Source organism: Chryseobacterium sp. YR221, assembly GCF_900176315.1.
GTDB lineage: Bacteria > Bacteroidota > Bacteroidia > Flavobacteriales > Weeksellaceae > Chryseobacterium > Chryseobacterium rhizosphaerae.
In genome coordinates this window covers 1-25,949 of record NZ_FWXM01000008.1, presented here as the reverse complement: position 1 = coordinate 25,949, position 25,949 = coordinate 1, and the positions used below count along the sequence as shown (strand labels likewise).

General features: G+C 35.9%; 25 protein-coding genes and 1 tRNA gene. 9 read left to right on the top strand and 17 right to left on the bottom strand.

The features are described 5' to 3' along the window. Window positions 1-63: 63 nt before the first annotated feature. Together B8967_RS20205 and B8967_RS20200 are read right to left on the bottom strand one after the other, a co-directional pair. Window positions 64-261 (bottom strand): bacteriocin, encoded by a 198-nt coding sequence (locus tag B8967_RS20205; RefSeq protein ID WP_047485801.1) that lies wholly within the window; start codon window positions 259-261, stop codon window positions 64-66. A gap of 195 nt (window positions 262-456) precedes the next feature. Next, on the bottom strand, window positions 457-1,605 hold the full coding sequence (locus B8967_RS20200; RefSeq protein WP_084087553.1) for a methionine aminotransferase: 1,149 nt from the start codon (window positions 1,603-1,605) through the stop codon (window positions 457-459). A 279-nt stretch (window positions 1,606-1,884) separates the two neighbouring features. On the opposite strand from B8967_RS20200, the gene B8967_RS20195 reads away from it, so the two are divergent. Then, window positions 1,885-2,421 carry a DUF2867 domain-containing protein gene (locus B8967_RS20195; RefSeq protein WP_084087754.1) on the top strand — a complete coding sequence of 179 codons (537 nt, stop codon included), beginning with the start codon at window positions 1,885-1,887 and terminating at the stop codon, window positions 2,419-2,421. A gap of 14 nt (window positions 2,422-2,435) precedes the next feature. On the opposite strand, the gene gwsS is transcribed toward B8967_RS20195, so the two are convergent. The 8 genes from gwsS to B8967_RS20155 all read right to left on the bottom strand — a co-directional run bounded on the left by gwsS (window position 2,436) and on the right by B8967_RS20155 (window position 9,752). Beyond that, entirely contained in the window at window positions 2,436-3,527 is a 1,092-nt protein-coding gene (gwsS, locus tag B8967_RS20190; RefSeq protein ID WP_084087551.1) for a grasp-with-spasm system SPASM domain peptide maturase, read from the bottom strand. Between the two features lie 2 nt (window positions 3,528-3,529). Continuing rightward, entirely contained in the window at window positions 3,530-3,748 is a 219-nt protein-coding gene (locus B8967_RS20185) for a hypothetical protein (protein WP_084087549.1), read from the bottom strand. Continuing rightward, window positions 3,745-4,773 (bottom strand): grasp-with-spasm system ATP-grasp peptide maturase, encoded by a 1,029-nt coding sequence (gene gwsG, locus B8967_RS20180; protein ID WP_084087547.1) that lies wholly within the window; start codon window positions 4,771-4,773, stop codon window positions 3,745-3,747. Before gwsG ends, B8967_RS20185 begins: the two co-directional genes overlap by 4 nt. 101 nt (window positions 4,774-4,874) lie before the next feature. Beyond that, window positions 4,875-5,036 (bottom strand): hypothetical protein, encoded by a 162-nt coding sequence (locus B8967_RS22600; protein ID WP_179140093.1) that lies wholly within the window; start codon window positions 5,034-5,036, stop codon window positions 4,875-4,877. A 107-nt stretch (window positions 5,037-5,143) separates the two neighbouring features. Continuing rightward, entirely contained in the window at window positions 5,144-5,368 is a 225-nt protein-coding gene (locus tag B8967_RS20170; RefSeq protein WP_047485790.1) for a hypothetical protein, read from the bottom strand. Between the two features lie 119 nt (window positions 5,369-5,487). Then, window positions 5,488-5,724 carry a hypothetical protein gene (locus B8967_RS20165; RefSeq protein ID WP_047485788.1) on the bottom strand — a complete coding sequence of 79 codons (237 nt, stop codon included), beginning with the start codon at window positions 5,722-5,724 and terminating at the stop codon, window positions 5,488-5,490. A gap of 448 nt (window positions 5,725-6,172) precedes the next feature. Further along, window positions 6,173-6,904 (bottom strand): LytR/AlgR family response regulator transcription factor, encoded by a 732-nt coding sequence (locus tag B8967_RS20160; protein ID WP_084087543.1) that lies wholly within the window; start codon window positions 6,902-6,904, stop codon window positions 6,173-6,175. Next, window positions 6,894-9,752, bottom strand: a complete 2,859-nt coding sequence (locus tag B8967_RS20155) for a sensor histidine kinase (protein WP_143330563.1) — start codon at window positions 9,750-9,752, stop codon at window positions 6,894-6,896. The genes B8967_RS20160 and B8967_RS20155 overlap by 11 nt, the downstream gene beginning before the upstream one ends. 217 nt (window positions 9,753-9,969) lie before the next feature. On the opposite strand from B8967_RS20155, the gene B8967_RS20150 reads away from it, so the two are divergent. From B8967_RS20150 to B8967_RS20120, 7 genes are all read left to right on the top strand, one after another. Continuing rightward, a complete protein-coding gene (locus tag B8967_RS20150) occupies window positions 9,970-11,856 on the top strand; it encodes a DNA topoisomerase IV subunit B (RefSeq protein WP_047485781.1) in 1,887 nt (628 codons plus the stop codon). A 25-nt stretch (window positions 11,857-11,881) separates the two neighbouring features. After that, window positions 11,882-12,358 (top strand): hypothetical protein, encoded by a 477-nt coding sequence (locus B8967_RS20145; RefSeq protein ID WP_084087539.1) that lies wholly within the window; start codon window positions 11,882-11,884, stop codon window positions 12,356-12,358. Between the two features lie 8 nt (window positions 12,359-12,366). Beyond that, a complete protein-coding gene (locus tag B8967_RS20140; protein ID WP_084087537.1) occupies window positions 12,367-14,955 on the top strand; it encodes a DNA gyrase/topoisomerase IV subunit A in 2,589 nt (862 codons plus the stop codon). 43 nt (window positions 14,956-14,998) lie between these two features. Next, complete coding sequence (locus B8967_RS20135) at window positions 14,999-15,640, top strand: rhomboid family intramembrane serine protease (RefSeq protein WP_047485775.1); 642 nt, start codon at window positions 14,999-15,001, stop codon at window positions 15,638-15,640. Between the two features lie 31 nt (window positions 15,641-15,671). Next, window positions 15,672-16,775 carry a helix-turn-helix domain-containing protein gene (locus B8967_RS20130; protein ID WP_084087535.1) on the top strand — a complete coding sequence of 368 codons (1,104 nt, stop codon included), beginning with the start codon at window positions 15,672-15,674 and terminating at the stop codon, window positions 16,773-16,775. Between the two features lie 143 nt (window positions 16,776-16,918). Beyond that, complete coding sequence (locus B8967_RS20125) at window positions 16,919-17,704, top strand: SDR family NAD(P)-dependent oxidoreductase (RefSeq protein WP_084087534.1); 786 nt, start codon at window positions 16,919-16,921, stop codon at window positions 17,702-17,704. Window positions 17,705-17,793: 89 nt separating this feature from the next. Beyond that, on the top strand, window positions 17,794-18,765 hold the full coding sequence (locus B8967_RS20120; RefSeq protein ID WP_084087532.1) for an NAD-dependent epimerase/dehydratase family protein: 972 nt from the start codon (window positions 17,794-17,796) through the stop codon (window positions 18,763-18,765). A gap of 54 nt (window positions 18,766-18,819) precedes the next feature. Here the strand turns inward: B8967_RS20120 and B8967_RS20115 are convergent, their stop codons facing one another. The 7 genes from B8967_RS20115 to B8967_RS20085 all read right to left on the bottom strand — a co-directional run bounded on the left by B8967_RS20115 (window position 18,820) and on the right by B8967_RS20085 (window position 25,769). Then, window positions 18,820-20,283 carry an L-type lectin family protein gene (locus tag B8967_RS20115; RefSeq protein ID WP_179140092.1) on the bottom strand — a complete coding sequence of 488 codons (1,464 nt, stop codon included), beginning with the start codon at window positions 20,281-20,283 and terminating at the stop codon, window positions 18,820-18,822. Window positions 20,284-20,368: 85 nt separating this feature from the next. Further along, a complete protein-coding gene (locus tag B8967_RS20110; protein ID WP_047485766.1) occupies window positions 20,369-20,944 on the bottom strand; it encodes a hypothetical protein in 576 nt (191 codons plus the stop codon). Window positions 20,945-21,724: 780 nt separating this feature from the next. Further along, complete coding sequence (locus tag B8967_RS20105) at window positions 21,725-22,084, bottom strand: DUF4180 domain-containing protein (RefSeq protein WP_047485764.1); 360 nt, start codon at window positions 22,082-22,084, stop codon at window positions 21,725-21,727. Window positions 22,085-22,144: 60 nt separating this feature from the next. Then, window positions 22,145-23,179, bottom strand: a complete 1,035-nt coding sequence (locus B8967_RS20100; protein ID WP_084087528.1) for a serine hydrolase domain-containing protein — start codon at window positions 23,177-23,179, stop codon at window positions 22,145-22,147. 27 nt (window positions 23,180-23,206) lie between these two features. Further along, complete coding sequence (gene prmC / locus B8967_RS20095; protein ID WP_084087526.1) at window positions 23,207-24,142, bottom strand: peptide chain release factor N(5)-glutamine methyltransferase; 936 nt, start codon at window positions 24,140-24,142, stop codon at window positions 23,207-23,209. Next, the gene (gene yaaA / locus B8967_RS20090; RefSeq protein ID WP_084087525.1) at window positions 24,143-24,901 is read right to left on the bottom strand and encodes a peroxide stress protein YaaA; all 759 of its coding nucleotides are present in this window, start codon (window positions 24,899-24,901) and stop codon (window positions 24,143-24,145) included. It lies immediately after the preceding gene. Between the two features lie 256 nt (window positions 24,902-25,157). After that, on the bottom strand, window positions 25,158-25,769 hold the full coding sequence (locus B8967_RS20085; protein WP_084087523.1) for an L-threonylcarbamoyladenylate synthase: 612 nt from the start codon (window positions 25,767-25,769) through the stop codon (window positions 25,158-25,160). A 101-nt stretch (window positions 25,770-25,870) separates the two neighbouring features. Here B8967_RS20085 and B8967_RS20080 point away from each other — a divergent pair. After that, window positions 25,871-25,943, top strand: a tRNA-Met gene (locus B8967_RS20080). Window positions 25,944-25,949: the final 6 nt, after the last annotated feature.

Sequence of the window (25,949 nt, the reverse complement as noted above, 5' to 3'; positions counted from 1 at the left end):
CTTTTTTCCTTTGTCTAATTTTTGATTTTTCATGGTTTTGATTTTAAATGAGTGAGTCGGATATTATTGTGGTCTGCATATTTTTTGTCCGCAAAAAGGGGAAATCATCGAACAGCCATTCTCATCAACATGAGATTCACACGGTTCAAGATTCGGACTGCAGATAACCTGAGCTGGCATACAGTCCAGCATACCTCCGGCAATCGTTTTCAATTCTTTTTTGTTCAGTTTTTTTCCTTTTGTTAAGATTTTCGCTTTCATAGGGTGTTTATTTGTTTGATTTTCACTAAGATATATAAAATAATTGAAATATATCACATTGTGTGGATAAAAGTAGATGATTATTCACTTCTAATCATTGTTTTTAGCGTTATGAAAGAGATTGAAAAAATAAAAGAACCGACTGTAGCCAGCCGGTTCGAAGTATGGTAAATATAATGTATCAGGAAAGAATACTTACACTTTTGAAAGATTTTCAATAGCCTTTTCCAGTGTTTCCTGCTTCTTGGCAAAACATAATCTGATAACATTTTCATTGACCTTGTTTTTGTAAAAGGAAGAAAAAGGAACGCTTGCAACTTTATGTTCAACGGTTAGCTGAGTTGCGAAGTCAAAATCATTTTTATCAGAGATCTTATTGTATTTGACAGCCTGAAAGTAAGTTCCTTCACAATCCAGTAATTCAAAAGAAGTCCCGGAAAGGCCTTTTCTCAGAAAATCTCTCTTTTCCTGAAAGAACTGATTAAGATGAGTATAATGTTCATCATTTTTCATGTATTCTGCCAGGGCAAGCTGAATAGGAGTGTTGACACAGAAAACATTAAACTGATGAACTTTTCGGAACTCATCGGTTAGGTTTTTGGGAGCTGCACAATAGCCTACTTTCCAGCCTGTAACATGGAAAAGTTTTCCAAATGAGGCTACCAGAAGGCTTCTTTCCTTAAGTTCAGGATACTGGCAGATGCTTAAATGCTGTTTTCCGTCAAAAACAATATTTTCATACACTTCATCGCTTAAAATAAGAATTGAAGTACCCTTTACGATTTTAATAAGTTCTTGAATATCATTTTCTTTCAGGATTTTCCCGGAAGGATTATTAGGATTGTTAAGAATGATCATTTTGGTTTTTTCGCTGATCAGATTCTGTACAGCATTCCAGTTGATCTCATAGTCTGGAGCTTTCATCTCAAAGCGTTTTACGATACCTCCGAACAGCTCCACTGTAGGTTCATAACAATCATATGCAGGTTCAAAAATAATGACCTCATCTTCTTTTTTAATAAAAGCGGCAATAGCTGTGAAAATAGCCTGAGTACCTCCTGCAGTAATGGTTATTTCTGTATCGGGATGATAAGTTGCCTGATGGCTGTTTTCAATTTTTCTGGCAATTTCCTCCTTTAATCCAATCATTCCTCCCAATGGAGCATACTGGTTGAACCCCTTTTTTATGAAATGGTCTACATGGTTTAAGAGTTCCATATCAGGCATGAAATCAGGAAATCCCTGAGAGAGATTGATGGCTTCATTTTCATTGGCCAGCTGAGTCATCTGGCTGAAAATGGTAGTTCCCACATTGGAAAGTTTTGATAGAGGAAGTTGTATCATAAAAGCGATTTTTGCTGTATCGAATTTAATGAAATATTTAAAACAGTTCGAGGTTATCGGAAATTAAATCAAGAATTCTCTCCAAATCTAAAGAAAAACTCATAATTGATTTGAGTTGAAGGAAGAAAACCTGATTCCATAAAAATTCAATGTACTGTCGAGGAAGATTGGTGGAGAAAAATTAAATAAGCATTTGTTTAAAAAGATGTTTTTTCTCTTTTTGTTTTGATGGAAGATGCCTACATTTGTTAGACCAATACCCTATTTAAATCCATGAAAATGAAGATTAAGAAGATTGAGTTTCCACAAAAATCAGTGTTAGCTAAAGACAAAAAGGATTTTGATTATGTTGACAGCTTTGCCGGGGAGCTGATGAGCAGCCACTCAAATATTGACATCTCAGAAGTTGGAAAAGCTTTTTTTATCAGTGGCCCGAAGTGGGGAAAGAAAATGTTTGCCTTCAGGAATAAAGTAGTAGGTTTATTTGGACTAAAAACCGGAGTAGAATCTGAAAAAGCTCAGACTGACGATCACTTTCAATGTGAAGTAGGAGAGCGTATGGGAATCTTTACCGTATTTGAAAAAACAGAGAATGAAATTATACTGGGCGAGGATGATAAACATCTTGACTTTAGGGTTTCCCTGCTGTTTGATAAAACCCGGGATGATAATACTGAGAAATCACTGACCATTTCTACTACTGTAAAATTTCATAACTGGCTGGGCGTCTTGTATTTTTTACCGGTCCGTCCTTTTCACAGGCTGATTGTTCCTGTCATGCTGAAAAATGTAATCGGTAAGCTGGAAACCAGATAGGAATTTATTTTGTATCATATATTGGGTGTCATTTCTTGCATCTGATAATAATGTACTGCCTTTTCTTTTAAAGGGTTACTGCTCCATTCTTCCCAGGTATTGGTATAAGGATCATACCCACATTTCAGAGGCGCTGAGTATATATTGGCAGGTTCATCCAGATAGGCCCGGCAATCGGTACATACATGACGGAATTCGCAGTCTTTACACTTTAAGATGCTGTCTTTACCGAGAGTCCAGTATTTTTTAAAATCCGGTTGGGCTACAGCATCTGCTAAAGCAGTATCCTTTATATGACCAAAACTTTTTTTCATGCTGGGACAGTTTTTAATATACCCCTTTGTATCGATACTAATTTTCCGGTTTAGACAAGTGTTGAAAGCTAAAGATTCGGTAAAGGTTGCAATATTGATGGAGAATAAACTGCTATCGATAATGCCACAATGAATTTCACTGTCAATAATCTTGTCGGTCTGCAGTATATAACCAATTCCATAATTACCTTCCTTATATACTTTTGTTACATCGGTTCCGGTTATAGTGAGGCTGCTTATTTTTTTATGCTTCTTGACAAATGATTCAATGCTTTGATAAAAAAGATGCTCATTTTTATAGGGAAGCATGATCTCCACGGATTTTACTTGTGAAGGGGCTATAATACTCATTATTCTTTCTAATTCATTCCAGGATGCTTCCTTAAAAAATCTGAACTGGATGAAGTTACAGCAGAGTGCTTCCAGTTGTTCAAGGAATGTTGTATTGAAATAAGAAAGTTCCTGCTCTGCGTCCAGAATACAGTGAGAGATATGAGCCGGAAACAGCCACTCTTCAGACATCCTGGGGAATAATTCTATTTCTTCAGAAGAACAGTAGAATGCAAATTCGTGTTCTTCTATGAACTCCAGGTACTCATGAAATATTTCTTTTTCATCATCATCGAGCTGTATCAGGATTTCAGGGACATTAATATACCTCTCCTCTGTAAATAATGATATCAGGGAATGAGGCACAGGGTAAATTTTCCTTCTCTGAAGATCGCAGATTACCGAGCGGGAAGCTCCTTTTACGATGATACAGTGACTGTATAAAAGCAGCAGTTGGTCCATAATTATAGTATATGCATTTTAGAATAAGGTTTGTAAAAAGGATCAGATTCTGTCAGTTCTGCATTGTACTTACCCAGCTTTAGAGATTTCTGGAATTCAGTGTTTTTTTTATTTTCAAATACATCTATATTCCAGGTGTCTGAATTTAAAGACAGTTGGCTTTTGTTTTCTGCCATCCAATTTTGTATTTTTTCTTTTATTTTTTCTTGTTCTTCTTTCATATTTCTTCTTTTAATAGATCAAAAGCAATCTGTCGTTCAATATCATAATTACAGCATTTAGATAACCATTGAAACTGCCCTATAGGATTTACTTCCAGAAAGACATATTCTTTTTCAGGAGTAAAAATCATATCAATAGAACCGGAATTCATATCAATACTTTGCATGAATGAGGTTAATTTTACCTCTATTTCTTTGGGTAATTGATAGGGAACACATCGGTTAGGCCTTTCGTTGTCATAGTTTCTGAAATCAGTTTTTGTTTTTTCGTTGGCTTGTGAGAAAATTGCCATAGTATAAAACTTAGGCTTCAGATAAAAGATGCGGAGTTCATACTTCTTTTCAGTATACTCCTGGTACATGGAAAAATGGCTAAACTCTTTTCCATTGTTTTTTATGCTTTGACTTTTAATGTCACTTCTGGAAAGTTTGAGAACAGGTTGATGAATATACACCTCCGAACCTTCTTCATATGTGAACTGAAATGAATTAAATTCAATATCTTTTGTAATAATTGAATCATATCTGGCAGAGAAGCTTAATAACTCATTGATATTGTTGGTCACTAATGTTTCCGGTATTTTTAATCCTGCCTTGTGGGCCATACTGAGGTTATGTACCTTATTGGTGATATTCTCCTGAAATCTATTTATTCTTCCTCCTTTTTCGAAAGCTGAATAGATATTGTCAATCATTCTTTCATTTTCTCTTTGAAAATTATCCTGAATCCGGAAGATCATTTCTTTCAGCTTAGTGTCCTGCATGGATAATGTAAATCCCTTATTGCTTTTAAAGTTTCCTCGTCTATACCAGAATTTTTTAATATCCTTGCTGTTGATATTCCCCTGGTCGGTAGATAGCCCCACTGAAAAGCCTTCTGTATTAGATATTTTAAAACTAATACCTTGAATGTCTGTCTCATTATTGATGCGACAGATCTTTTTTTTATTTTCCATAAAAAAAATCCAGTCCAGTACATCATTTGTGGATCGGTCATTTTTATTGCTTTGGATCAGGTACATCATCTATTTATTTACTTCTATGACAATCATCTATAATTAAAATGCGGGATACGTATCGCATCCCGCAATAACTTGAATATTAACACTATTCTATCTGTTCATTGCTAATACCATACACCATTAATAAGGTATTCTGTACATTTAAGAACGGTGTCGTACCGGTCGGCGCAGTGTATCCAGGTCTTACCACCATCTTGGCTATATGCTTTATTGTTCGTAGCTTGGACAACACCTCCTTTGAATGTGTTCATTTGGCTTGCACTCATTTCTTTGAATTTCAAAGACTTTAAACTTTCTAATTTTTTCATGATATTTTTTTGATTTTGATGATACTTCTGTCTTTCCGCCATGAAGTAGTTGTTCAGCGTATTTTTTATACAGATATAACATGTTTACTACCATCGGTAGCATAGAATATTTGAGTGAGGAGTACCCCTCTGTCGTTGTAAACATTGATATCGTGCGTAGAAATATCAGGAACGCCGCCGTTCATAAACGCACCGGCGTTGGTACCTACATTTTGACCTCCTCTGATTTTACCCATCAGGTCATTATCTAATGCTCTGAATTTTTCTGATTTTAATTTTTCTAGTTTCATTTTATTTTAAATTTTAATGATCTTTGTCTTTTCGCCTTGAGATTATTGTTCAGCGTATAGTATATTTTTAGGTTGAGCTGTTATCCTATATTGATATCCTTTTAAAATGAGAATGATCATTACATAAAATAGGAGACTTCCAAGCCTGTTTTTGCATCTACAAAACTTACATGTTGTAAGCCTCCACCGTTGTCATCCCAGGTTAACGTATCAGAGCTGGCAGTTCGTATGCCTCCTCCCGGTGTTCCAATAAGAGAGCCGGATCCGGTTCTTTCGACAAGACCTCCTTTAATTTCATTCATTGCCTGACTGCCTAATTTTTTAAATTTTTCTGATTGTAAACTTTCTAGTTTCATGATATTGAAATTTGGTTTTTACCCCTATCTTCCCGCCATGGAGTAATTTTCAGCGTATTTTTAATTTCTTTGAGTTTCATTTTTGTTTTTACCCGTCGTACCTCATTGATGATGAGGTGTTATTGTATGCAACAAGATTAGATCTATTTTTAATGAAAATCAATCTTCACTTCGTAAGTGTAATTGGTTTTTCAATAAGTGTATATAAAGATGGATTAAATGAAAAATAGAGTGGGATGCCCTTAATAGAATAATACAGATACTCTGTTTTGAGTGTCTGTTGGATTAAATAAGGATGTTGTAAAATACTGAATTGATATCAGATTGGGTATCACGTGCCTAAAAGGACACCGTAATGCCACTTGATAAGTGATGTGTTTTCCTGAGAAGTGTTGAAGAATCCTTTGAATGGCATTCTGGGAAATAATGTAATAAAGCAGATCTGTTTTTACTCCATATGCTCTATTTTCGATAAAAAGTCAATTTTTTTACGGACAGAAACATCCAATACAGAGCTGTCAGTCATGATTACCTGACCTCCTTTTCCTTTGATATATTCTTTAAGATGGGAAAGATTAATGAGGTGTTTATGATGGATCCTGAAAAAATTATACTCTCCCAGGAATTCTTCAAATTCGTGAAGGGTTTTGGATACAATAATTTTTGTTTTGTCTGTGAGGTAAAATGTGGTATAGCTTGAATCTGCTTCGCAACGTATGATGTCATTGATATCCGTTAATTTAAAACCTTGCAGCGTGGGAAGGCTGATTTTATTTTTCTTCGAAGAAGCTGTAGGGATTATTTTATTTTTTCTGATATTCTCTAATGTCTTGTTAACGGCTATGATAAAGTCTATTTTCTTGATGGGCTTCAAAAGATAATCGGCAGCACCGTTTTTAATGGCCTGTATCGCAAAATTTTCAAATGCCGTAATGAAGATAATCTGGGAATCTATTGATTTGAATTTTGACAGCAGGTCGAAGGCTGTACCATCTTTCAGCTGGATATCCAAAAAAAGAATGTCCGGTGAATTTTTGGAAAGGTAAATATAAGCTTCCTCTATACTTGACGCCTGAAATACGGTCTCGATTTCCGGAAATTCGTTTTCCAGCAGGAGGGCAATATAATCTCTTCCGTCTTGTTCGTCATCAATGATGCAGGCTTGTATTTTATTTTTCATGGGGTGTAATATAAAGTTTAATTTGTGTTCCTTGTTCTTGCTCCTGTCCTTGTTCGGAAAGATTTTTAATGACTAAAATGATATTAGTCTCAAAAAGTTGCTTAAATGTTTCAATTCTCTTTTGCGATAATTTTACTCCAAAGGAGCCTGATTTTATGATTGTCTGATCTTTGCTGCTTATTCCATTTCCGTTATCCTCAATGGTTATACAAAGTGATGTGCCGTTATACCCAAACCGGATATCTATTTTTCCCTTTCGGTCTGTTAGTTTTGAAATGCCATGTTTTATAGCATTTTCCACAAAAGGCTGTATCAGCAGGGAAGGAATAGTCCAGTTTTCATCTACGGTTTCGGATATATGTATTGAATAATCAAATTGTTCTTTTAAACGAAGTTTCTCCATGTTCAGATACAGAGACAGGTATTCTGCTTCTTCGTGTATAGGCATGAATGTCTTTTCAGAATAATGAAGTGTTTTTCTGATCATTTGTGAGAAAACATCCAAATAATTCTCTGTTTCTGCGTAATCTTTTTTATACAGCAAAAACTGTATAGAGTTGAGGCAGTTGTAGATGAAATGGGGATTGATCTGTGCCTTTATCGCCTGCAGTTCGAGTTCTGCAATCTTCTTTTCGTAATAGAGATTTTCCAGTTTTTTATTTCTTTTTTTCTGAAAATATAATGTGATAAGTATAAACAATGCAGTAGCTCCCAAAACAATCATCAGAAACTTAAACCACAAGGTCTGCCAGAACTTGGGTTTGATTTCAAAATTAACATCCGAAGAAGCAAAGGACTGTTTTCCGTTATAACCCAATCCAAAAACTCTAAAAGTATAGGTTCCGGGTGGGAGAGAGTTTAATATAATCCTGGGAGAATTGCTGGTCTCCCAGTTATTATTCAGTCCTTCAATTTTATATTTATAGCTTATTTTTCCTTGGGAGGCATAATCCGGGAAACTCAAATTAAATATGATGTTATTGTTGGGGTGTTCCCCTGTAAGTTTCTGTGTCACATCAAAAAAATCCTGGTTCCCAATGGTAATAGAATTGATGATCACCTTTTTATGGATGAATTTTTGTTGCGATAATAAATTCCTGACCGAAAGTATTCCTAACCCTTTTGAGGTTCCGGCAAAGAGGGTATCCCCCTTTATAATACATCCCGCCACCACATTGGAAGGCAAGCCGTCGATCTGTGTGAAATTATTGATCCTTAAACGGGAACCCAGGATCTCTATCCTGCTGAGTCCGGAATTGGTACTTGCCCAGAAAACATTTTCATTTTCCACTTCTATTTTTTTGATCTGGCTGGTCAAAAGCCCACTGCTTTGGGTTATCTTTTTTAGAATTTTACTGTTGCTGAAGAGGATAATGCCATTTAAATTGGTGGCTCCTATATATCTGTTGTGGCTTAGTTTTTTTATATCTGTAAAATAATAGCCTTCCAGAAAAAGTCTTTTCTTCTTTGTCCGGGTATTCATTTTATAGAGGTCTTTAAAACTTCCTACAAACAGGCTGTCCATATCATAGAGCAGAGCCGTATAAATCCTTTCGTGCTGCAGTATCCGAGAATAAGTAAGAGTATTGTAGTTGTAGGCTGTCAGTCCGTCGCTTGAGCATATTAAAACAGAGCCTTTCGTGTAGGGTAACACATTCTTTGGATTGTAATCCTTTGTATTTAAAGTCTGCTTTTTTTGAGTCGCCGTATTATATTGGATGAGGCTTCTGCTCAACCCGAAAATAATGGTATTTCCCTCTGAAACTATAGCCTTATGCTCTATTTTCCTGTTTTCTTCAAAAACAATATCCTTTATTTTATGGGAACGGTATATGCCACTTTTGGCTTCATTATACCCTAAAATAATGTCACCGCCGTTTTGTGCCAGGGCTGTGATATAAGCCGAATTGTTTTTTATGGGCAGATGCATATAGCTTGTAAGGAACTTTTCTGTAATAAAATAAATTCCATTATTTTTAGTGGAAAACCAGATGTTGTTATCATTATCCACGAGAATACTGTTGATAACATATTTATCCAGAAACTTGACAGGGTCAGAAAGCTTCCTGTGATCCACTAGCTTTTCTTTAAAATGCAATACGCCGCCATTTTCCAGACACAACCAAATTCCATAATTTTTATCGATGAGGATATGCTGGATATTCTCATGGGTGAAATAGGTCTGAATCTTTTTAAAATTAACCTTATTGTAGAGTTTGTAAATCTCTATTTTTCCTTTGCTTTTAAAAATACAAAAATCATCTTTCCAGTATAATGCAGTATTCTTGTCTACTGAAATATTACAGCTTGTTTTCTTTTTTGTGAGGATATTATACGCTTCAATATTTTTTTTTCCTGTTTTATCTGACAAGTAAAGCAAATGACCGGATAGATCAAAAGAAAGGGCATTATAAGAGCTGGGTGTTCCGGAACCGTTGATGAAGAGAGGGATGGTGCTCACCTTTCCGTTCCTGTAAATATAAATATTCTTAGGATCGGTGATAGCGTGGGCATATAGTGCATCTTTCTGGACATAGATACTGGGATTATGGTCAAAATGCATTTTGTTGAGCTCTTTATTCGAATCTGAATTGATAATTCTGCCGTTTTTCAGATACGCAAAATCATTCAGAAAAGATAAAATGAAAATTTCCCCATTCGATAGCTGATGACAGGATAATACTTCAATGTTTTTTAATCCGTTTTTTTTATTGTACTGTTTAAACTCTTTTCCATCAAAGCGAAATAGCCCATTATCGCTTCCTATCCAGATGAAACCGTTGAGGTCCTGGCTTAATGTGTAGGTATATGAGCTATTCAGTCCTTCCTCTTCGCCATAATTTACCAATCCGGGGATTTGTGCAAAAAATATTGATGATAAAGAAAAAAAAATAGCAGTTACGAGGAAAATAAATATATTTTTCACGTGATCATGAATAATAACGTAAAGGTATGACTTGGATGATAATAATGCAAAATATGATTACAAATACTAAAAAACAGATTGAAAAAATTCGGATAATTTTCTACAATTTCGTACTTTTGTATGTTTGCTGAAATCATATATGTCACAAGAAATAAATCCAACCTACTCAGAAGATAATATCAGAACCCTCGATTGGCAGGAACATATCCGTCTGCGCCCCGGCATGTACATCGGGAAGCTTGGAGATGGGTCCTCTGCTGATGATGGTATTTATATTTTACTTAAAGAAATTCTGGACAACTCCATTGATGAGTTCAGGATGAGATCCGGTAAAAGAATTGAAATAAAAGTGGATGACGGTAAAGTTACGATCCGTGACTTTGGCCGTGGAATTCCATTGGGAAAAGTGGTAGATGCCGTTTCCAAAATGAATACCGGTGGTAAATACGACAGTAAGGCGTTTAAAAAGTCGGTCGGACTGAATGGAGTAGGTACCAAAGCCGTAAATGCCCTTTCAGACTATTTCAGAGTACGGTCTTTCCGTGACGGAAAAATGAAGGTTGCTGAATTTTCCCGTGGAATGATCACGGAAAATTTTGAAGAAAAAGAAACTTCGGACAGAAACGGTACCGAAATCTCATTCATTCCTGATGGTGAGATATTCCTGCATTTTAAATACAGAAAAGAGTACATCGAAAGAATGCTCCGTAACTATGCTTATCTGAATCCAGGACTGAAAATTCTTTTTAACGGTGAAACCTATTTTTCTGAAAATGGTCTGAAGGACTTATTGGAAGAAGAACTTGAAAGTGATACCCTTTATCCTATCGTTCATTTGAAGGACGAGGATATTGAAGTAGCAATAACCCACTCCGATAAATCTCAGACGGAAACCTATTTTTCATTCGTAAACGGACAGAATACAACTCAGGGAGGAACGCATCTCAATGCATTTCGTGAAGCATATGTGAAGACTATCCGTGAATTTTTCAATAAAAATTTTGATGCTTCCGACATCCGGAAATCTATTATTGCTGCTATCTCCATCAATGTAGAAGAGCCGGTGTTTGAATCCCAGACCAAAACAAAATTAGGATCTAATGATATGGGACCCAATGGCCCTACCGTAAGAACCTTTATTATTGATTTCCTGAAAAGCAAGCTGGATAATTTCCTGCACAAAAACCCGGAAATTGCGGAAGCGATCCAGAGAAAGATATTGATTTCCGAAAGAGAAAGAAAAGAACTTTCAGGAATTCAGAAACTGGCAAGAGAAAGAGCTAAAAAAGTGTCTCTTCACAATAAAAAGCTTCGCGACTGCAGACAGCATTATAACGATCAGAAAGCAGAAAGAAAAGGCGATAGCCAAATATTCATTACCGAGGGTGACTCTGCATCAGGATCCATCACAAAATCCAGAGATGTAGAAACGCAGGCTGTATTTTCACTAAAAGGAAAACCTTTGAACTGCTACGGATTAACCAAAAAAGTAGTGTATGAAAATGAAGAATTCAACCTGCTTCAGGCTGCTTTAAATATTGAGGAAAGCCTTGAAGACCTTAGGTATAATCAGGTAATTATAGCAACCGATGCCGATGTCGATGGGATGCACATCCGTTTATTGATGATCACATTCTTCCTGCAGTTTTTTCCTGATCTGATCAAAAATAACCACCTGTATATTCTGCAGACCCCGTTATTCAGAGTGAGAAATAAAAAGGAAACAAGATACTGCTATACTGAAGCAGAAAGAATAAAAGCTTTAAATGAACTTGGGAAAAATCCTGAAATTACCCGATTTAAAGGACTGGGAGAAATCTCTCCGGATGAATTTAAACATTTCATCGGAAAAGATATCCGCTTAGAGCCTGTAGTCATTGGGAAAGATCAGACCATAGACCAGCTTCTGGAATTTTATATGGGAAAAAATACACCGGACAGGCAGACATTTATCCTGGAAAATCTGGTGGTGGAAGAAACAGATATTGATAAGAAAGAAGCTTTGGATGAAGTAAGCAATTCTTAAAACTTACAATAAACATGAAAATTAAATGAGACTAAGTAACCGTAACAAAGCATCGTTGTATAATTTTATCAATACGTTGCTCCTTATGATGGTTGTACTGGGAATAGTTAGTTTTTTAGCAAATGAATATAGGTTTAATGTATTGAAAAATGAAAGCTATTTACTGATTCTGGTTCCAGTTCTGATGTTGTTCATCTTCCATCTTAACGGACGACAGATTTTTGAATATGACAGTGATGGAGAAGCCCTGAATTTTAAAAATAGAAATATTATTCCTTTTTTGAATACTCCTCTGTATGATGAGTTTCCAAAATATAAACTGATAAAATATGATGTAATCACTATTCTCTTTATCAAAAGACTATATATTACCATTTCAAGTAAGAATAACGGTTCTACCGTACTGAAATACCAGATCTCTTATTTGACCGGAAAAGAAGTAAATGATTTAAAACTCTCTCTGAACAAAGTAGTGAAAGCTAATAAAGAGAAAAAAGATTAAAAATAAAAATGACAGAAGAATATTCGCATGAGGGTGAAAGCTTAAAGAAAGTTTCCGGACTTTATAAAGACTGGTTTCTGGATTATGCTTCCTATGTAATTCTTGATAGAGCTATCCCTTCGGTGTATGACGGGCTGAAACCTGTTCAGCGTAGGATTATGCACTCTATGAGAGAACTGGAAGATGGCCGGTATAATAAAGTAGCTAATATTGTAGGAAATACCATGAAATATCACCCTCACGGTGATGCTTCCATTACGGATGCCATGGTGCAGATCGGGCAAAAGGAAATCCTGATAGATACCCAGGGAAACTGGGGAAATATCTATACGGGAGATTCTGCCGCAGCCGCAAGGTATATTGAAGCCAGGCTGACCCCTTTTGCACTGGAAGTGGTATTTAATCCCAAAACAACTGAATGGGCAAAATCCTATGATGGCAGAAATAATGAACCTATTGATCTTCCGGTAAAATTCCCGCTGCTTTTGGCTCAGGGAGTGGAAGGAATTGGGGTAGGACTTTCCACCAAAATACTTCCTCACAATTTTAATGAGCTGATCAATGCTTCGGTGGCGTATTTAAAAGGAAAGAGATTTGAAATATTTCCGGACTTTCTAACTGCCGGTTATCTGGATGTTTCCGAATATAATGATGGCCACAGAGGAGGTAAAGTAAGAGCGAGAGCAAAAATTACCCAGACAGATAAACACCTTCTGGTTATTTCTGAGCTTCCTTATTCCAAGACTACGAGCGATCTGATAGATTCTATCTTAAAAGCCAACGAGAAAGGGAAGATCAAAATCAAGAAAATTGAGGACAACACTTCGGATAAAGTGGAAATCCTGATCCACATTCATCATGATGTTTCACCGGATAAGACTATTGATGCACTGTATGCATTTACAGACTGTCAGGTAACTATTTCTCCCAATGCATGTGTAATTGTAGGAGATAAGCCCATGTTTATGAATGTTTCGGAAATTCTGAAAATGAATACGGATCATACGGTTTCTTTACTTAAAAAAGAACTCGAAATTGAGCTTCATGAACTTCAGGAAAACTGGCATTTCTCTTCATTAGAAAGAATTTTCATTGAAAACAGGATCTACCACGACATTGAAGAGGTAAAAACCTGGGATGATGTACTAAAAACAATAGATAAAGGGTTAAAACCTCATACCAAACATCTTTTAAGGGCAGTAACGGAAGAAGATATTTTAAGATTAACGGAGATCCGGATCAAGAGAATTTCGAGGTTCGATTTAGATAAATTTAAAGAAAATATTGCTGCTCTTGAAGGGAAAATAGAACAGGTGAAACATAACCTGGCCCATCTGATTCCTTATGCTATTGAGTATTATTTAAATATTCAGAAGAAGTATGGGAAGGATAAGCAGAGAAAAACAGAACTTAGAATCTTCGATACAATTGACGCGACAAAAGTAGCCGTAGCTAACGAAAAATTCTATGCCAATTTTGAAGAAGGATTCATCGGAACATCCCTGAGAAAAGATCAGTATATGTTTGATTGTTCTGATATTGATGATATCATTACTTTCAGAAAGGATGGAAGTATGAAAGTGGTAAAAGTAGAAGCTAAAACATTTATTGGCAAAGACATTCTGCATGTGGCAATCTGGAAGAAGAATGATAAAAGGACTGTATATAATATGATTTACCGTGAAGGTAGAGATGGTCCTTATTATATGAAACGTTTTTCTGTAACCGGAGTAACAAGAAATACAGATTATCCTTTAGCTTCAGATAAAAAAGGTTCAGAGATGCTGTATTTTTCAGCTAATCCCAATGGGGAAGCGGAGACTGTAACAGTACTTTTAAAACCGAATCCAAGGATCAGAAAAAATAAAATGGAAATCAACTTCTCCGAACTTGCCATTAAGGGAAGAGATTCCAAAGGAAACCTTGTGACGAAATATGCCGTGAAAAAAGTTGATATGAAGGAAGAGGGAGTTTCTACCCTCGCCCCGAGAAAGATATGGTTCGATGATACGGTAAGAAGGCTGAATGCAGATGCAAGAGGAACTTTATTAGGCAGTTTCAAAGGAGATGACAAGATTCTGACCATTAATACCAATGGAGAAGTAAAACTGGTTTCTTTCGACCTGGGTAACCGTTTTGATGACGAATACTTAGTGCTTGAAAAATGGAGACCCGGACAGGCCATTACCTGTATTTATTATGACGGAGAGAAAGATATGTACTTTATCAAGAGATTCTTATTGGAAAATACGGTTAATGTACAGACTTTCATGCCTTCAGAACATCCTAAATCGTTCATTGAGAATGTAATTGTGGCAAACGAAGCAACAGCAGAGATTATTTTTGCTAAAGATAAAGGAAAAGATCGCGAACCTGAGACCATTGCTATTGATGAATTTATTGCTGTAAAAGGAATAAAAGCAATTGGAAATCAGTTCACGAAATTTAAAGTGAAAGCAATCAACATCACGGTTCCAGAACCTGTAGAAGAAGAGCCGGAAGTGTATGAAGAGCCGGAACAGACAGGAGATATGGATGAAGATGGTGGGGTCATCGGTGATCTGTTTCAGGATGGAGAGAATAATGAATCTGAATAAATAAAGAATTTCAGGTCAAAAAAAATAGATAAAAAGACATCAGATGAATATAGTTGTTTTAATTATAATGGCTGTTACATGTATTTTTAGTTACATGGGACTCAACAATACCAGTTTATTTGAAAAATATAAATTTAATGTTGGGGCTATTGCCAATCGTAAAGAATATATCAGGCTTATCAGTTCTGCGTTTTTGCATGCAGATTTTATGCATTTATTTTTTAATATGCTTTCCCTATACTTTTTTCAGGGGGTGGTTATTCACTTCTTTGGAGAAATAGGATTTTTGATCGTGTATTTCGGATCAATGATCCTTGGGAATCTATTCAGTCTGCAGATCTATAAAAAGCAACCCTGGTATTCTGCTATTGGTGCCTCTGGTGCTGTGTCAGGAATTATTTTTGCATCTATTGCAATGGCACCGAATGAAATCAGTGTTAATTTCCTTCCGGGATGGCTGTTTGGAACACTATACTTTGGATATTCAGTATACATGATGCTGAATCCTAAGCAATGGGATAACCTGGGGCATGCTGCTCATTTAGGAGGAGCCTTTTTCGGACTTGTTTATTCTATTGTAATGCACCCACAGCTGGCTATGAGCAATATGCTTTTCTTAGGAGTGATGTCACTGCCATTAATTTATCTGGGATATCAGATCTTTGTCAGGAAAAGAATAGGATAAAACACTATTTTTACTAAAAATATCAAAACCAATGAACACATCAGAATTAAACAGTTTCATCGTGATACTTATCTATGGTTCATTGGTTTTGCTTTCCCTGCTGAAGCTGACCAACCCTTTACAGGTTAACAGAAAGGCCAATTTCTGGTTCGGAATTTTTCTGTTCCTGTGGTCTACCTTTTGGATGGATGAGGTTCTGTTTTTAATTACCGGATCAGCCATTGAGTTCCATTCCCTGTATGTAGTGCGGTTTATCCAGTTTTTAACGCCAATTGTTTTTTATTTCAGCGTACTGTTCTATACCAATCCTACTTTTACATTTAAAATTACGGATCTTAAATTTCTATTGCTTCCGGCGGCTTTCCTGATATGCCTTTTCCTGATACAGTCTGGTCTTACTAATCCATTTGAATATCTGAGTGTTATTTTGATTCTTATTCAGGCTCTCTTTTATACCGGACTTTCCTATATCATCATCAGAAAGCACCAAAGGAAAATTCAGCAGTTTTCTTCCAATACCGAAGGAATTAACCTCAACTGGTTAGAATATATTATTGTTGTGCTGTTTATCGTCAATATCATTTATGTGATCTACAACCTGTTTTATGATCCCAAATCTTTAAACTTCTTCATTAATACGGTTTTTTTGCTGGTTATTTACTGGGTAGCTTATTATTCTCTGAAGCAGAAAGAGATTTATCCTCTGGAAGAAAAACAGCGCCAGGAGCTGATCTCTATTGATGAAGATGCTGATGAGGAAGAAGTGAAAAGAAAGTTGATCTCAGACGAAGAATTAGGTAAGATTAAGATTCAGCTGGAAAACATTATGGAGACCGGCAAACCTTATCTGGATAGTGATCTGAACCTGATAAAATTGGCAGAAACACTTGAGGTTTCCAGTCATCATCTGTCTTATGTCATCAATACGGGTTTTGGAAAGAACTTTTTTCAGTATGTGAACGGATACAGAGTGGAATATGCAAAAGTACTTCTAAAAGATGCTGACAGTAAATTTTCAATTTTAGGAATTGCCTATGAGTCGGGATTCAATTCCAAGACTTCTTTTAATACTACATTCAAAAAACTGACTGGGCAAACTCCTTCTGAATTTAAAAAAATAAGTTCCGATTTATAAATTTTAACTTTTTGTAAATTGTAATTATTTGTAATTCAGCATTTTAATACTTTTTAAGGATTGTTCGAAAATGGGTTCATTAAGATAAGTCGGAACATTAAAATTTTACTTCTATAATAGCTTTGTACCATAAATTTTGTTTTATGGAAACCAAAGAATCATACGCAGTTATCACAGGGGCCAGCCAGGGGCTGGGAAAAGCATTCGCTGAAAATCTGGCTAAGAAAAACATCAACGTTATCCTGGTAAGTCTTCCCCATCAGAATTTAAAAGAACTCACCGAAGAACTTGAAAAAAACTATTCTATAAAAGCCCATTATTATGAAGTAGACCTTTCCGTACATGATAATGTGATGAAACTTACGGCATGGCTTAATCAATCCTTTGAGATTCATATCCTGATCAATAATGCAGGTCTTGGAGGTACCAAAAAGTTTACAGAAGCCAGCTCCGACTATATCAATACTATTCTTCAGGTGAATGTAACTGCTACTTCACTTATTACCCATCAGCTTCTTCCTAATCTTTTAAGGCAGTCGAAAGCTTATATTTTAAACGTTTCAAGCATGGCCGCTTTTTCTCCTATAGGTTTTAAAACAGTATATCCGGCCTCTAAAACCTTTATCCATTCATTTTCCAGAGGATTACATGAAGAACTGAAAGATACCAATGTTTTTGTAAGCGTCGTGAATCCCGGAGCCATGAAAACCAATACGGATGTATGTAAACGAATTGAAAAACAAGGTTTTTTGGGCAGGCTGACCCTTTTAAATCCTGATAAAGTAGCTTCCTACTGTATTCACCAGTTATTTAAAAAAGATTCCGTAATTATGGTGAACCCAATCAGCTGGCTGATCATGAAAATTTTACCGATATGGATAAAACTTCCGCTGATGACCCAGGCAATAAAAAGAGAAATCGAAGCATAAGACTGACATCATTGAAACTTCATGTATACTATGCTTATACGGAGAAAAATGAGGGGATGCCGAATGGGCTTAAAAAAGATAAGTAACATATGAAAAAAGTTTTTGTAACCGGAGCTACCGGGCTTCTGGGGACCAACGTCATTATTAAATTATTAAAAGATGGTTATTTTGTTATTGCTCTGGTGCGCCAGAAAAGCAAGTATTTGGGTGAAGAAGACAAAAATCTGAAGCTGATTGAAGGTGATCTGGCTGCCGATCTCTCATTATTTCTCAAAGAAGTAGACTGCTTCATCCATATTGCTGCGGAAACCCGTCAGGATCTTCTCAGTTATGAGGAGTATAAGAACATAAATTATGATATGGTTGTGAAGGTCTTTACCCAGGCAAAAGTTTGTGGGATCAAAAGATTCCTGTTTATAAGTTCTGCCAATACATTAGGCCATGGTAGTGTAGAAAATCAGGGGAATGAGCAAAAAATTCAACATTACCCATTTACAAAATCTCACTATGCACAAAGCAAAGTGGAAGCAGAAAATTATCTTTTACAACATCGTAGCATCATGGATATTGTTATTCTTAATCCTACTTTTATGATAGGAGCTTACGATAGCAAACCCAGTTCCGGCAAAATAATCTTTTGGGCCTGGAAAAAGAAACTCGTTTTTTATCCAAAAGGTGGAAAAAATTTTGTTCACGCAGAAGATGCCGCCAATGGAGTAGTAGAGGCTATTAAGAAAGGGAAAAATGGGGAGAAATATTTACTGGCTCAAGAAAACCTTAGTTATAAGGAGTTTTTTATGAAAGTAAATAAAATCACTGATCAGAATCCGGTGATGATTCCGATTCCCAATACGATCATCAAGATCTTAGGATGGATAGGAGATGGCTTAAGAAAATTAAACATCAAAACGAATCTTTGCTCACCCAATATGAAAGCCCTGCAGATTTGTAATTATTATTCTAACCAGAAATCGGTAAATGAGTTGGGGATCAAGTATCAATCCATTGATAAAGCAATCAAAGATGCGGTTCAGTATTTTACTAAAAACAATACGTATTGACCTTCATTCTGTAAAAAATAAAAAACCAGCTCTTAAAAGCTGGTTTTTATCAGATTATCTTGTGATTTTCTGAGTTACATTTTTGTTGGAAATAACGCAGGCTTTGCTGCAGTTATTTGCACTTGAAATATTAACCTGTACCAGTGCCGGCAACGATCTGTATTCTTCATTATTGTAAGGAGCTTCAGTACCATTGCTTCCACCACCTTTAATATCATATTGTATTTGGGCAACTCCTGTAAACCCAACCGCAGGCTTGAAAGAAAGCGCTCCAGTAGTGGGTAAATAGGTCCATGTCCCTTGACTGTTTGTATAAACGCCGCCTGTTATATTAGGAATTACAGCGCCATTATTATCCAAAAATCGGAATGAATTAAAATCAAGGTTGTTATATGAAAGTGTTGGCGGATTTTGACCGTTTGCTGAAGAATAAGCCGCATCATTAAGTAAAGGATAATAGGTTGATTTTATCCCAGGGCATCCCGCAAACAGATCATCTGTTACTTCAGCAGCATAAGGTCTGGTCACCCCTAAGTTTCTCAATAAGTGTATGTTTTTAGCCGCTCCTGTAGAAGCCGCAAAACCAATTCTAAAAGTAGAAGGAGGTGAGGTATCCAGCGTTCTTACCGTATTGTTGGATATGGTAGTCTCAGTATATTTCAGAGAAGTTGGATAATAATAATTATCGATCACTTTTTCTTTCACAGTTCCATGCTGTATTTCCAGGGTTATATTGTAACCACCGGAAGGATTGGGCACTAATGTGACATATGCTTTACGGAATCTTGCGTCATTTTCATTGAGAGGAAAGGTCGTTCCACCACTTTCAATGCTGAATTGCTGAAGAGTCGTGTTTTTAATACCGACAAACTTTCCTGTTGTAGTATCCAGATAAGCAGATCTGTTGGTACTGGAAGGGGAAGCATTGGTAGCTGTACTGTAAAGTAATGGATAGCCATTATATCCCGAAGGCTCTGCCGACGACAGATATTGATTTCCGCGTTTACCTCTTAAAGAAATATTGCTTCGCCCATCAGCTAATCCCACTCCGAAAATTCCATTTCTAACTCTTTCTCTCTGATTAAAGCTTGTTTTAAAATTCCCGTATTCATCCAGACCTATTCCTAAATAGGCCCCTATAAGTCCTTCTGTAGACTCGCCTCCACGTACAAAACTATATCCTAATCCACCACCAAAGTATCCGAGATTAAGTTGGGTTTTAGGGATAGATCCGTCTACTAAGAATATAGAGATTCCATCGCCTCCATTGGTATTTCCTCCATAAATGGCAAATTCAAATTCGAATTTGATTCCCTGATCACTTTTGAATATTTTATCAGCCAGGATTACCCCTCCTGAAATATTATTTACGCTTCGGGTCAGTCGTAATCCGTCTGTAGTAAACGTAGCATCATTCTGGACACCGCTTGTTGCTACTTTATAGGCTTCCTGAGGCTGTACCCCTTGCGTAAAGTTAACAAAATACGGATATCCGGTTCCCTGTTCATTCTGCGCCATGATATTTTGGGAGAAAATGAACAATGAAAAAGTGAGCAAAAATCTCTTGTATCTTACAATTGAGGTACTTTTTATCATAGCTCAATTATTTGACAACAAAAACAATATTAATAAAAGAACAGTCTGTAGCCGCTGCTTTCACATCGTATTTCATGACACCGTCATCAGAAATCGTAATATTACTGAATACATTAGGATCAGCATCCGTTACATAATAGTAAAGATCTTTGCTGGATGGGAAAAAAGGAATAGATGCCGGAGCGCTGGTGCTCTTTGCCTTTGGAGATCCGAACTGTGTTTTATATAATGTATATAGGTCTTTAGTTCTGCCAGTTGCTGTGGCAGAAGTATCAAAAGAAACACTAGGCATGTAAAACATTTTTACCGCATTACTGCTGATACATAACCAATCAGGGTTGGAAGGTGTTCCTATATTTTGGCTCAAACATTTTTTGTCAGTATCATATATTAAAAGAGAATTGGCGGGATTGGAAATGGCATCCCTTTTTGCAGTGCTCAGCCTGGGAATCAACATTCCTTTATCTTGGCTATATACATCTAAAACTGCGCTTTGATCAGGGTTGGGAGTATTTATCCCTACCTGTGCGAATGTAAAAGAACTTAGTAAAAAAAATGAAATTTGTAAGAAAAAACTTTTCATCGTTAATGAATTTATTTATGTTAATGATAATTTAGTTAACAACATGAATTGTTAAAAGTATCCCTGTACTTTTAAATTAAAAAAATGGTTTTCGTTTTTAGTTTCGGATAGCGTATTGTTCCGCAGATAATTTTTATAACAATTCCTTAGAATATGTTACAGTGTCGAATGTTGAGCGTATAAACACGAATCTTAACCACATTAAAAACGTAAAGTTTTTATTGTTAAGGTGTTTTTTTGCTATTGTTGATTTTTGCTAAGAGAATTATAAATGTGTTAGCAATAAGTCTACTATGTCGGACTTTTAATGGTATGTGAAATAATGATATTCATAATGCTTGTGTTTCTACAAAAGTACGAATAATTCATTTTATTTCAGCGTATTATTGTGATTAAAATTTTATTAAATTATTTTTTTAGTTAAAATGTTATTTTAGACTTAATTTTTTACCTATTATACAATTTGTTTAGTTTTATTTTATTTTTACTGGCATAAGAAACTAATCCACTAAATTGATTTTTTTAATTATTGGGTGGAATTTCACTCCAGAATATAAACTTAAACACATTGAATTCTTTATAAGATGACCTGGAAAATGGAGAATAAAGAAACCTTTAGACTTTCAATATGAAAGTCAGGGATCAAATAATAAAGTAGATGATGGATGATGACATCAGATACTTTAACGCTGGAGAGCTTTGAGTGATAGGATGTTGTTATGTTTTTGGCTAATGCCTTTTTTGTTGAATATTTGAATTCTCAGGAGAGAATTGAAAATATTATCTGCTTAGATTTTCCAAAGCTTCTTCCAGCATGACAACAAAATTAATATGTTTCGTCTTATTGCTTTCAAAAATAAAATCTTTCATGCTTTGACTCTGATATTGGCTGAAATCTCCTACTATAGCCAGTCCGATACGGTAATTTGAGAATTTTTGCAGTATTTCACCGGCTATTTTTGTCTTCAGATCAAAAAATTCTGGAGTAATATTTTTTTCATAAAGGACGATTTTATCAAATCCCTGATAATAAATATTACCCATGAGGTCCAGACCATCCTGTGCAGACTGAATGAGCATGTCGTCAGAAATTACTTCCGCTATTTTTATATTGTTGATAGTATGTGATTTGATTAACATCGTTATTTGTTTATAAATATCAAAGATAATGCAAACCTTAAAGCTGTAAAAGACCTGTTTTTAATTTTCCTGAATCGCTTTTTTCATATCTTTTAAGAAATCATGCAACGGAAATGCATCCCCCTGATTGGTCAGAGCAATGATGCAGCTGTTATGTTGTAGATCTCTCCAGAATAAAGCCCTGAAACCGTTGAGGCCACCCGTATGGTTTACCACCTTTCCGCTCCCGGTGTTTTCTATATACCACCCGAATCCATAATTGGAGGTCTCTCCATTGGTTAGAACAGCTGGAGTGTACATGAGAGCTGTATTGACTTTATTGATCAGTGTGAAATTTCGCAATGCCTGATCATACTGATAAAGATCTCCAGGAGTAGAGTAGATCCCTCCGTCTCCTGTGGTTAAAATTGAATAATCATCAGGTTTTTTGTGTTGATTATAACCTAAGGCTTTGTTTTCGATAACAGTAGATGAATCATAAACATAAGTATGATTCATTTGTAAAGGGGCAATAATATGCTCAGTAATATATTCTTTATAAGACTTTTGTGAAATATTTTGAATGATCTGAGACAAAATAATATATCCGCTGTTGCTGTATTCAAACTGGCTTCCCGAAGCAAATTCCAGTTTTTTCAGGCTCTTCAGCCAACCGATAACATCCTGGTTAGTCAGTGCTTTTTTACCAGAGAGTAGAGATTCATAATCTTTAATTCCTGAAGTATGATTTAAAAGCTGTCTTATACTGACGTCCTTTGCATATTCAGGAAGTTCCACGTAGTGAGAAGCTTTATCATCATAGGTCAGTAATCCCTTTTCCTGAAGTTGTATAATAGCAGCTGCAGTAAAAGATTTGCTTAATGAAGCTATATAAAAAGAAGTGTTTTTATCCGCTTTTAACCCTTTTTCAATATTACTGAATCCCAATGCAGAATCATATACAGTCTTATTGTTCTTTACCACTAAAACAGAACCATCCAGTTCTCCGTTACGATGATACTGATCAATAACAGCCTGAGGTGTCTGCTGTTTACAGGAGATAAGTTGTAAACCTACTGAAGCACAGATTACAATATTGAATAAGGAAATTTTCATGGGTATACTTTATGGAAGTAAATGTACTTATTTCCTTCCATAGATAAACCTGTCATTGTCAGATAAATCCTTCAATAGCTCTGCCTGGGAAAAATCACTATACAATGCCAAGGTTTCCGGACCCAGCTTCTGATTGATTTCTAAAAATAATAGACCGTGATCATTCAAATACTTTTTACAGTCTTCTGCAATTTTTCTGTAAAAGATCAGGGCATCAGAAGTAGGAGAGAAAAGAGCCATTTTGGGCTCAAATTCTTTTACTGAATCTGCAATCTCAACCTCTTCCTCTATTCCTATATAAGGAGGATTTGAGATGATAATATCATACCTTTCGGTGGGTTCAAAACCAAGATAATCAGCGTGAATGAAGTTGATGTTCAGCTGGTGGAGCGCTGCATTTTTTTGAGCCGTAGATAATGCTTTTTCAGAAAAATCTATCGATGAGACTTCAGCGTCAGGAAAGTGCTTTTTTAACACCAAAGGAATGACACCACTTCCTGTTCCGATATCCAGAATTTTTAATATTCTAGTCTCCTTTTTCTCATCATTGGAAGCATGCGGAGCTTTTTCAGTCCACTTTACATCTAAACTTTCAGATTTTATATCGCTACCCATACCATTGGAAAGGTATTTTTTGATCTCAGAAACAGCTATTTCCAGCAGTTCTTCCGTTTCAGGACGGGGAATCAGGACATTTTCATCTACAAAGAATTTCATTCCATAAAACTCTGTTTCACCTAAAATCTGCTGATAAGGTCTTCCGGTCTTCAGTTCAGATACTAAGCTGGAAAGTTGGTTTTCATCTTCAATTAAAAGCTCCTGTTCAGAAAATCTTCTTTGCTGAAAATGATCAAAGCCTACAATTTTATGAATAAATAGCGAGGATAAAAAAGCACTTTCCGACTCAGTATAAAGGTCGGAAAGTGTTTCTTTGAAATATTTTTTAAAAGCTGAAATTGTCATCTATCTTGTAAAAACCAGTTTTGTATCTGTAGATTTATCTTCGTCAATTCTGTAACCTTCATAATTGAAGGATTTTACATCGTTGAGCGTTTGGGCATTCGTTTCTGCACAGAACCTCACCACAAGACCTCTCGCATGTTTGGTGTATACCACTATTGTTTTTAGTTTACCGTCTTTTAATTCATAAAAATCAAAATCAACTACGGTGTGATTTAATTTTTTTCGGTCAATGACCTTTCCATATTCATTGCTGGCAAGATGAAGAAGAATTTCTCCTTTTTTCATTTCAGAATTCAGCTGTTCAGTAATTTTTTCTCTCCAGAATGCATATAGGTTTTTATACTGCTCAAACTCAAAAGGACGTCCCATTTCAAGCCTGTAAAGCATTACTTTATCAGAGGGTTTCAAGAGACCATATAATCCGGAAAGCATTCTGTAATTTTTTTGCAGATAATCTATAGAAGCTTTATCAAGGGTTTTGGCATCTAGACCTTTATACACTTCCCCTGTGAAAGCAAATAGGGCAGGTGCAGACTCTTTGGCAGTAGGTTTGGATTTCCATTTTTGATTTCTTTCCCAGTTTTCATCAGCCAGCTTGGTTGATATTTCCATTAATTCGGAAAGATATTTTGGTGATTTTTCTTTTAAATAAGACTGTATAAGTGCTGCATCTTCAATGAATCTTGGAGTAGAGGATTTCAACAGGTCCGTTGAATTTTCTACGTTCATTAATTTGGCAGGCGATGTTACAATTTTCATAATGTTAAAATACAGATAAGTTTTTTAAATCCATAAAATCCAGGGCCATCACAGAAATAAAGTTAATGGTACAATGGCATTGAACAGAATCTTAAAGTTTGAATGTTTTTCTTAATACAATAGGGCAAAAATTTTTCAATAGGTAAGCGGCAGAACAGAACAGGTAATCACAGCGCTACGAAGGCAAAAATGCAAATATGGCCGTATTCTTATGGAATATTCTGTTAAGACGTGATATCTCAGGTATTGAAACGGGCTATACTATTCCTTTCCCCTGACGGATGATTTCCGGTTCTCCTGAAGTAAGATCTACAATGGTAGAAGCTACATTATCACCATATCCCGAGTCAATGACAATATCTACAAGATGGTCGTATTTTTCAGCAATCAGTTCAGGATCTGTAGAGTATTCAATAATTTCGTCATCATCCCTTATAGAGGTTGAAGCAATTGGATGGCCTAATTTTTCAACAATAAGCTGCGGAATCGGGTGATCCGGAACACGGATACCAATTGTTTTGTGTCCTTTATAAGCTAAAGGTAAACTTTTATTAGCTTCAAGGATAAATGTAAAAGGTCCTGGCAGGTGACTTTTCAGAAACCTGAATATGGAGGTGTCAATAGGTCTCGTAAAGTCAGAAAGATGGCTGAGATCATTACATATTATTGAAAATTTCGCCTTTTCCAGCTTCATTTTTTTCAATTGGGCCAGTTTTTCCATGGCTTTTATATCAAAAATATTACAGCCTAACGCATAAATTGTATCCGAAGGATAGATAATAAGCCCTCCGTTATTGAGTGTTTTAATAACCTCGTTTACAAGATTTTCCTGAGGATTATCTGGGTAGATTTTTAGTATTTTTGCCATAAAACAAAGATACAAATAATAAAATAGTTTTCATAAAAGTCCTTTATTTAAAAGAAAAATTAGGATTTTTAAAAAAAAGTCGTACATTTGCAATCCAATATCGCGGGATGGAGCAGTAGGTAGCTCGTCGGGCTCATAACCCGAAGGTCATCGGTTCGAGTCCGGTTCCCGCTACTAAGT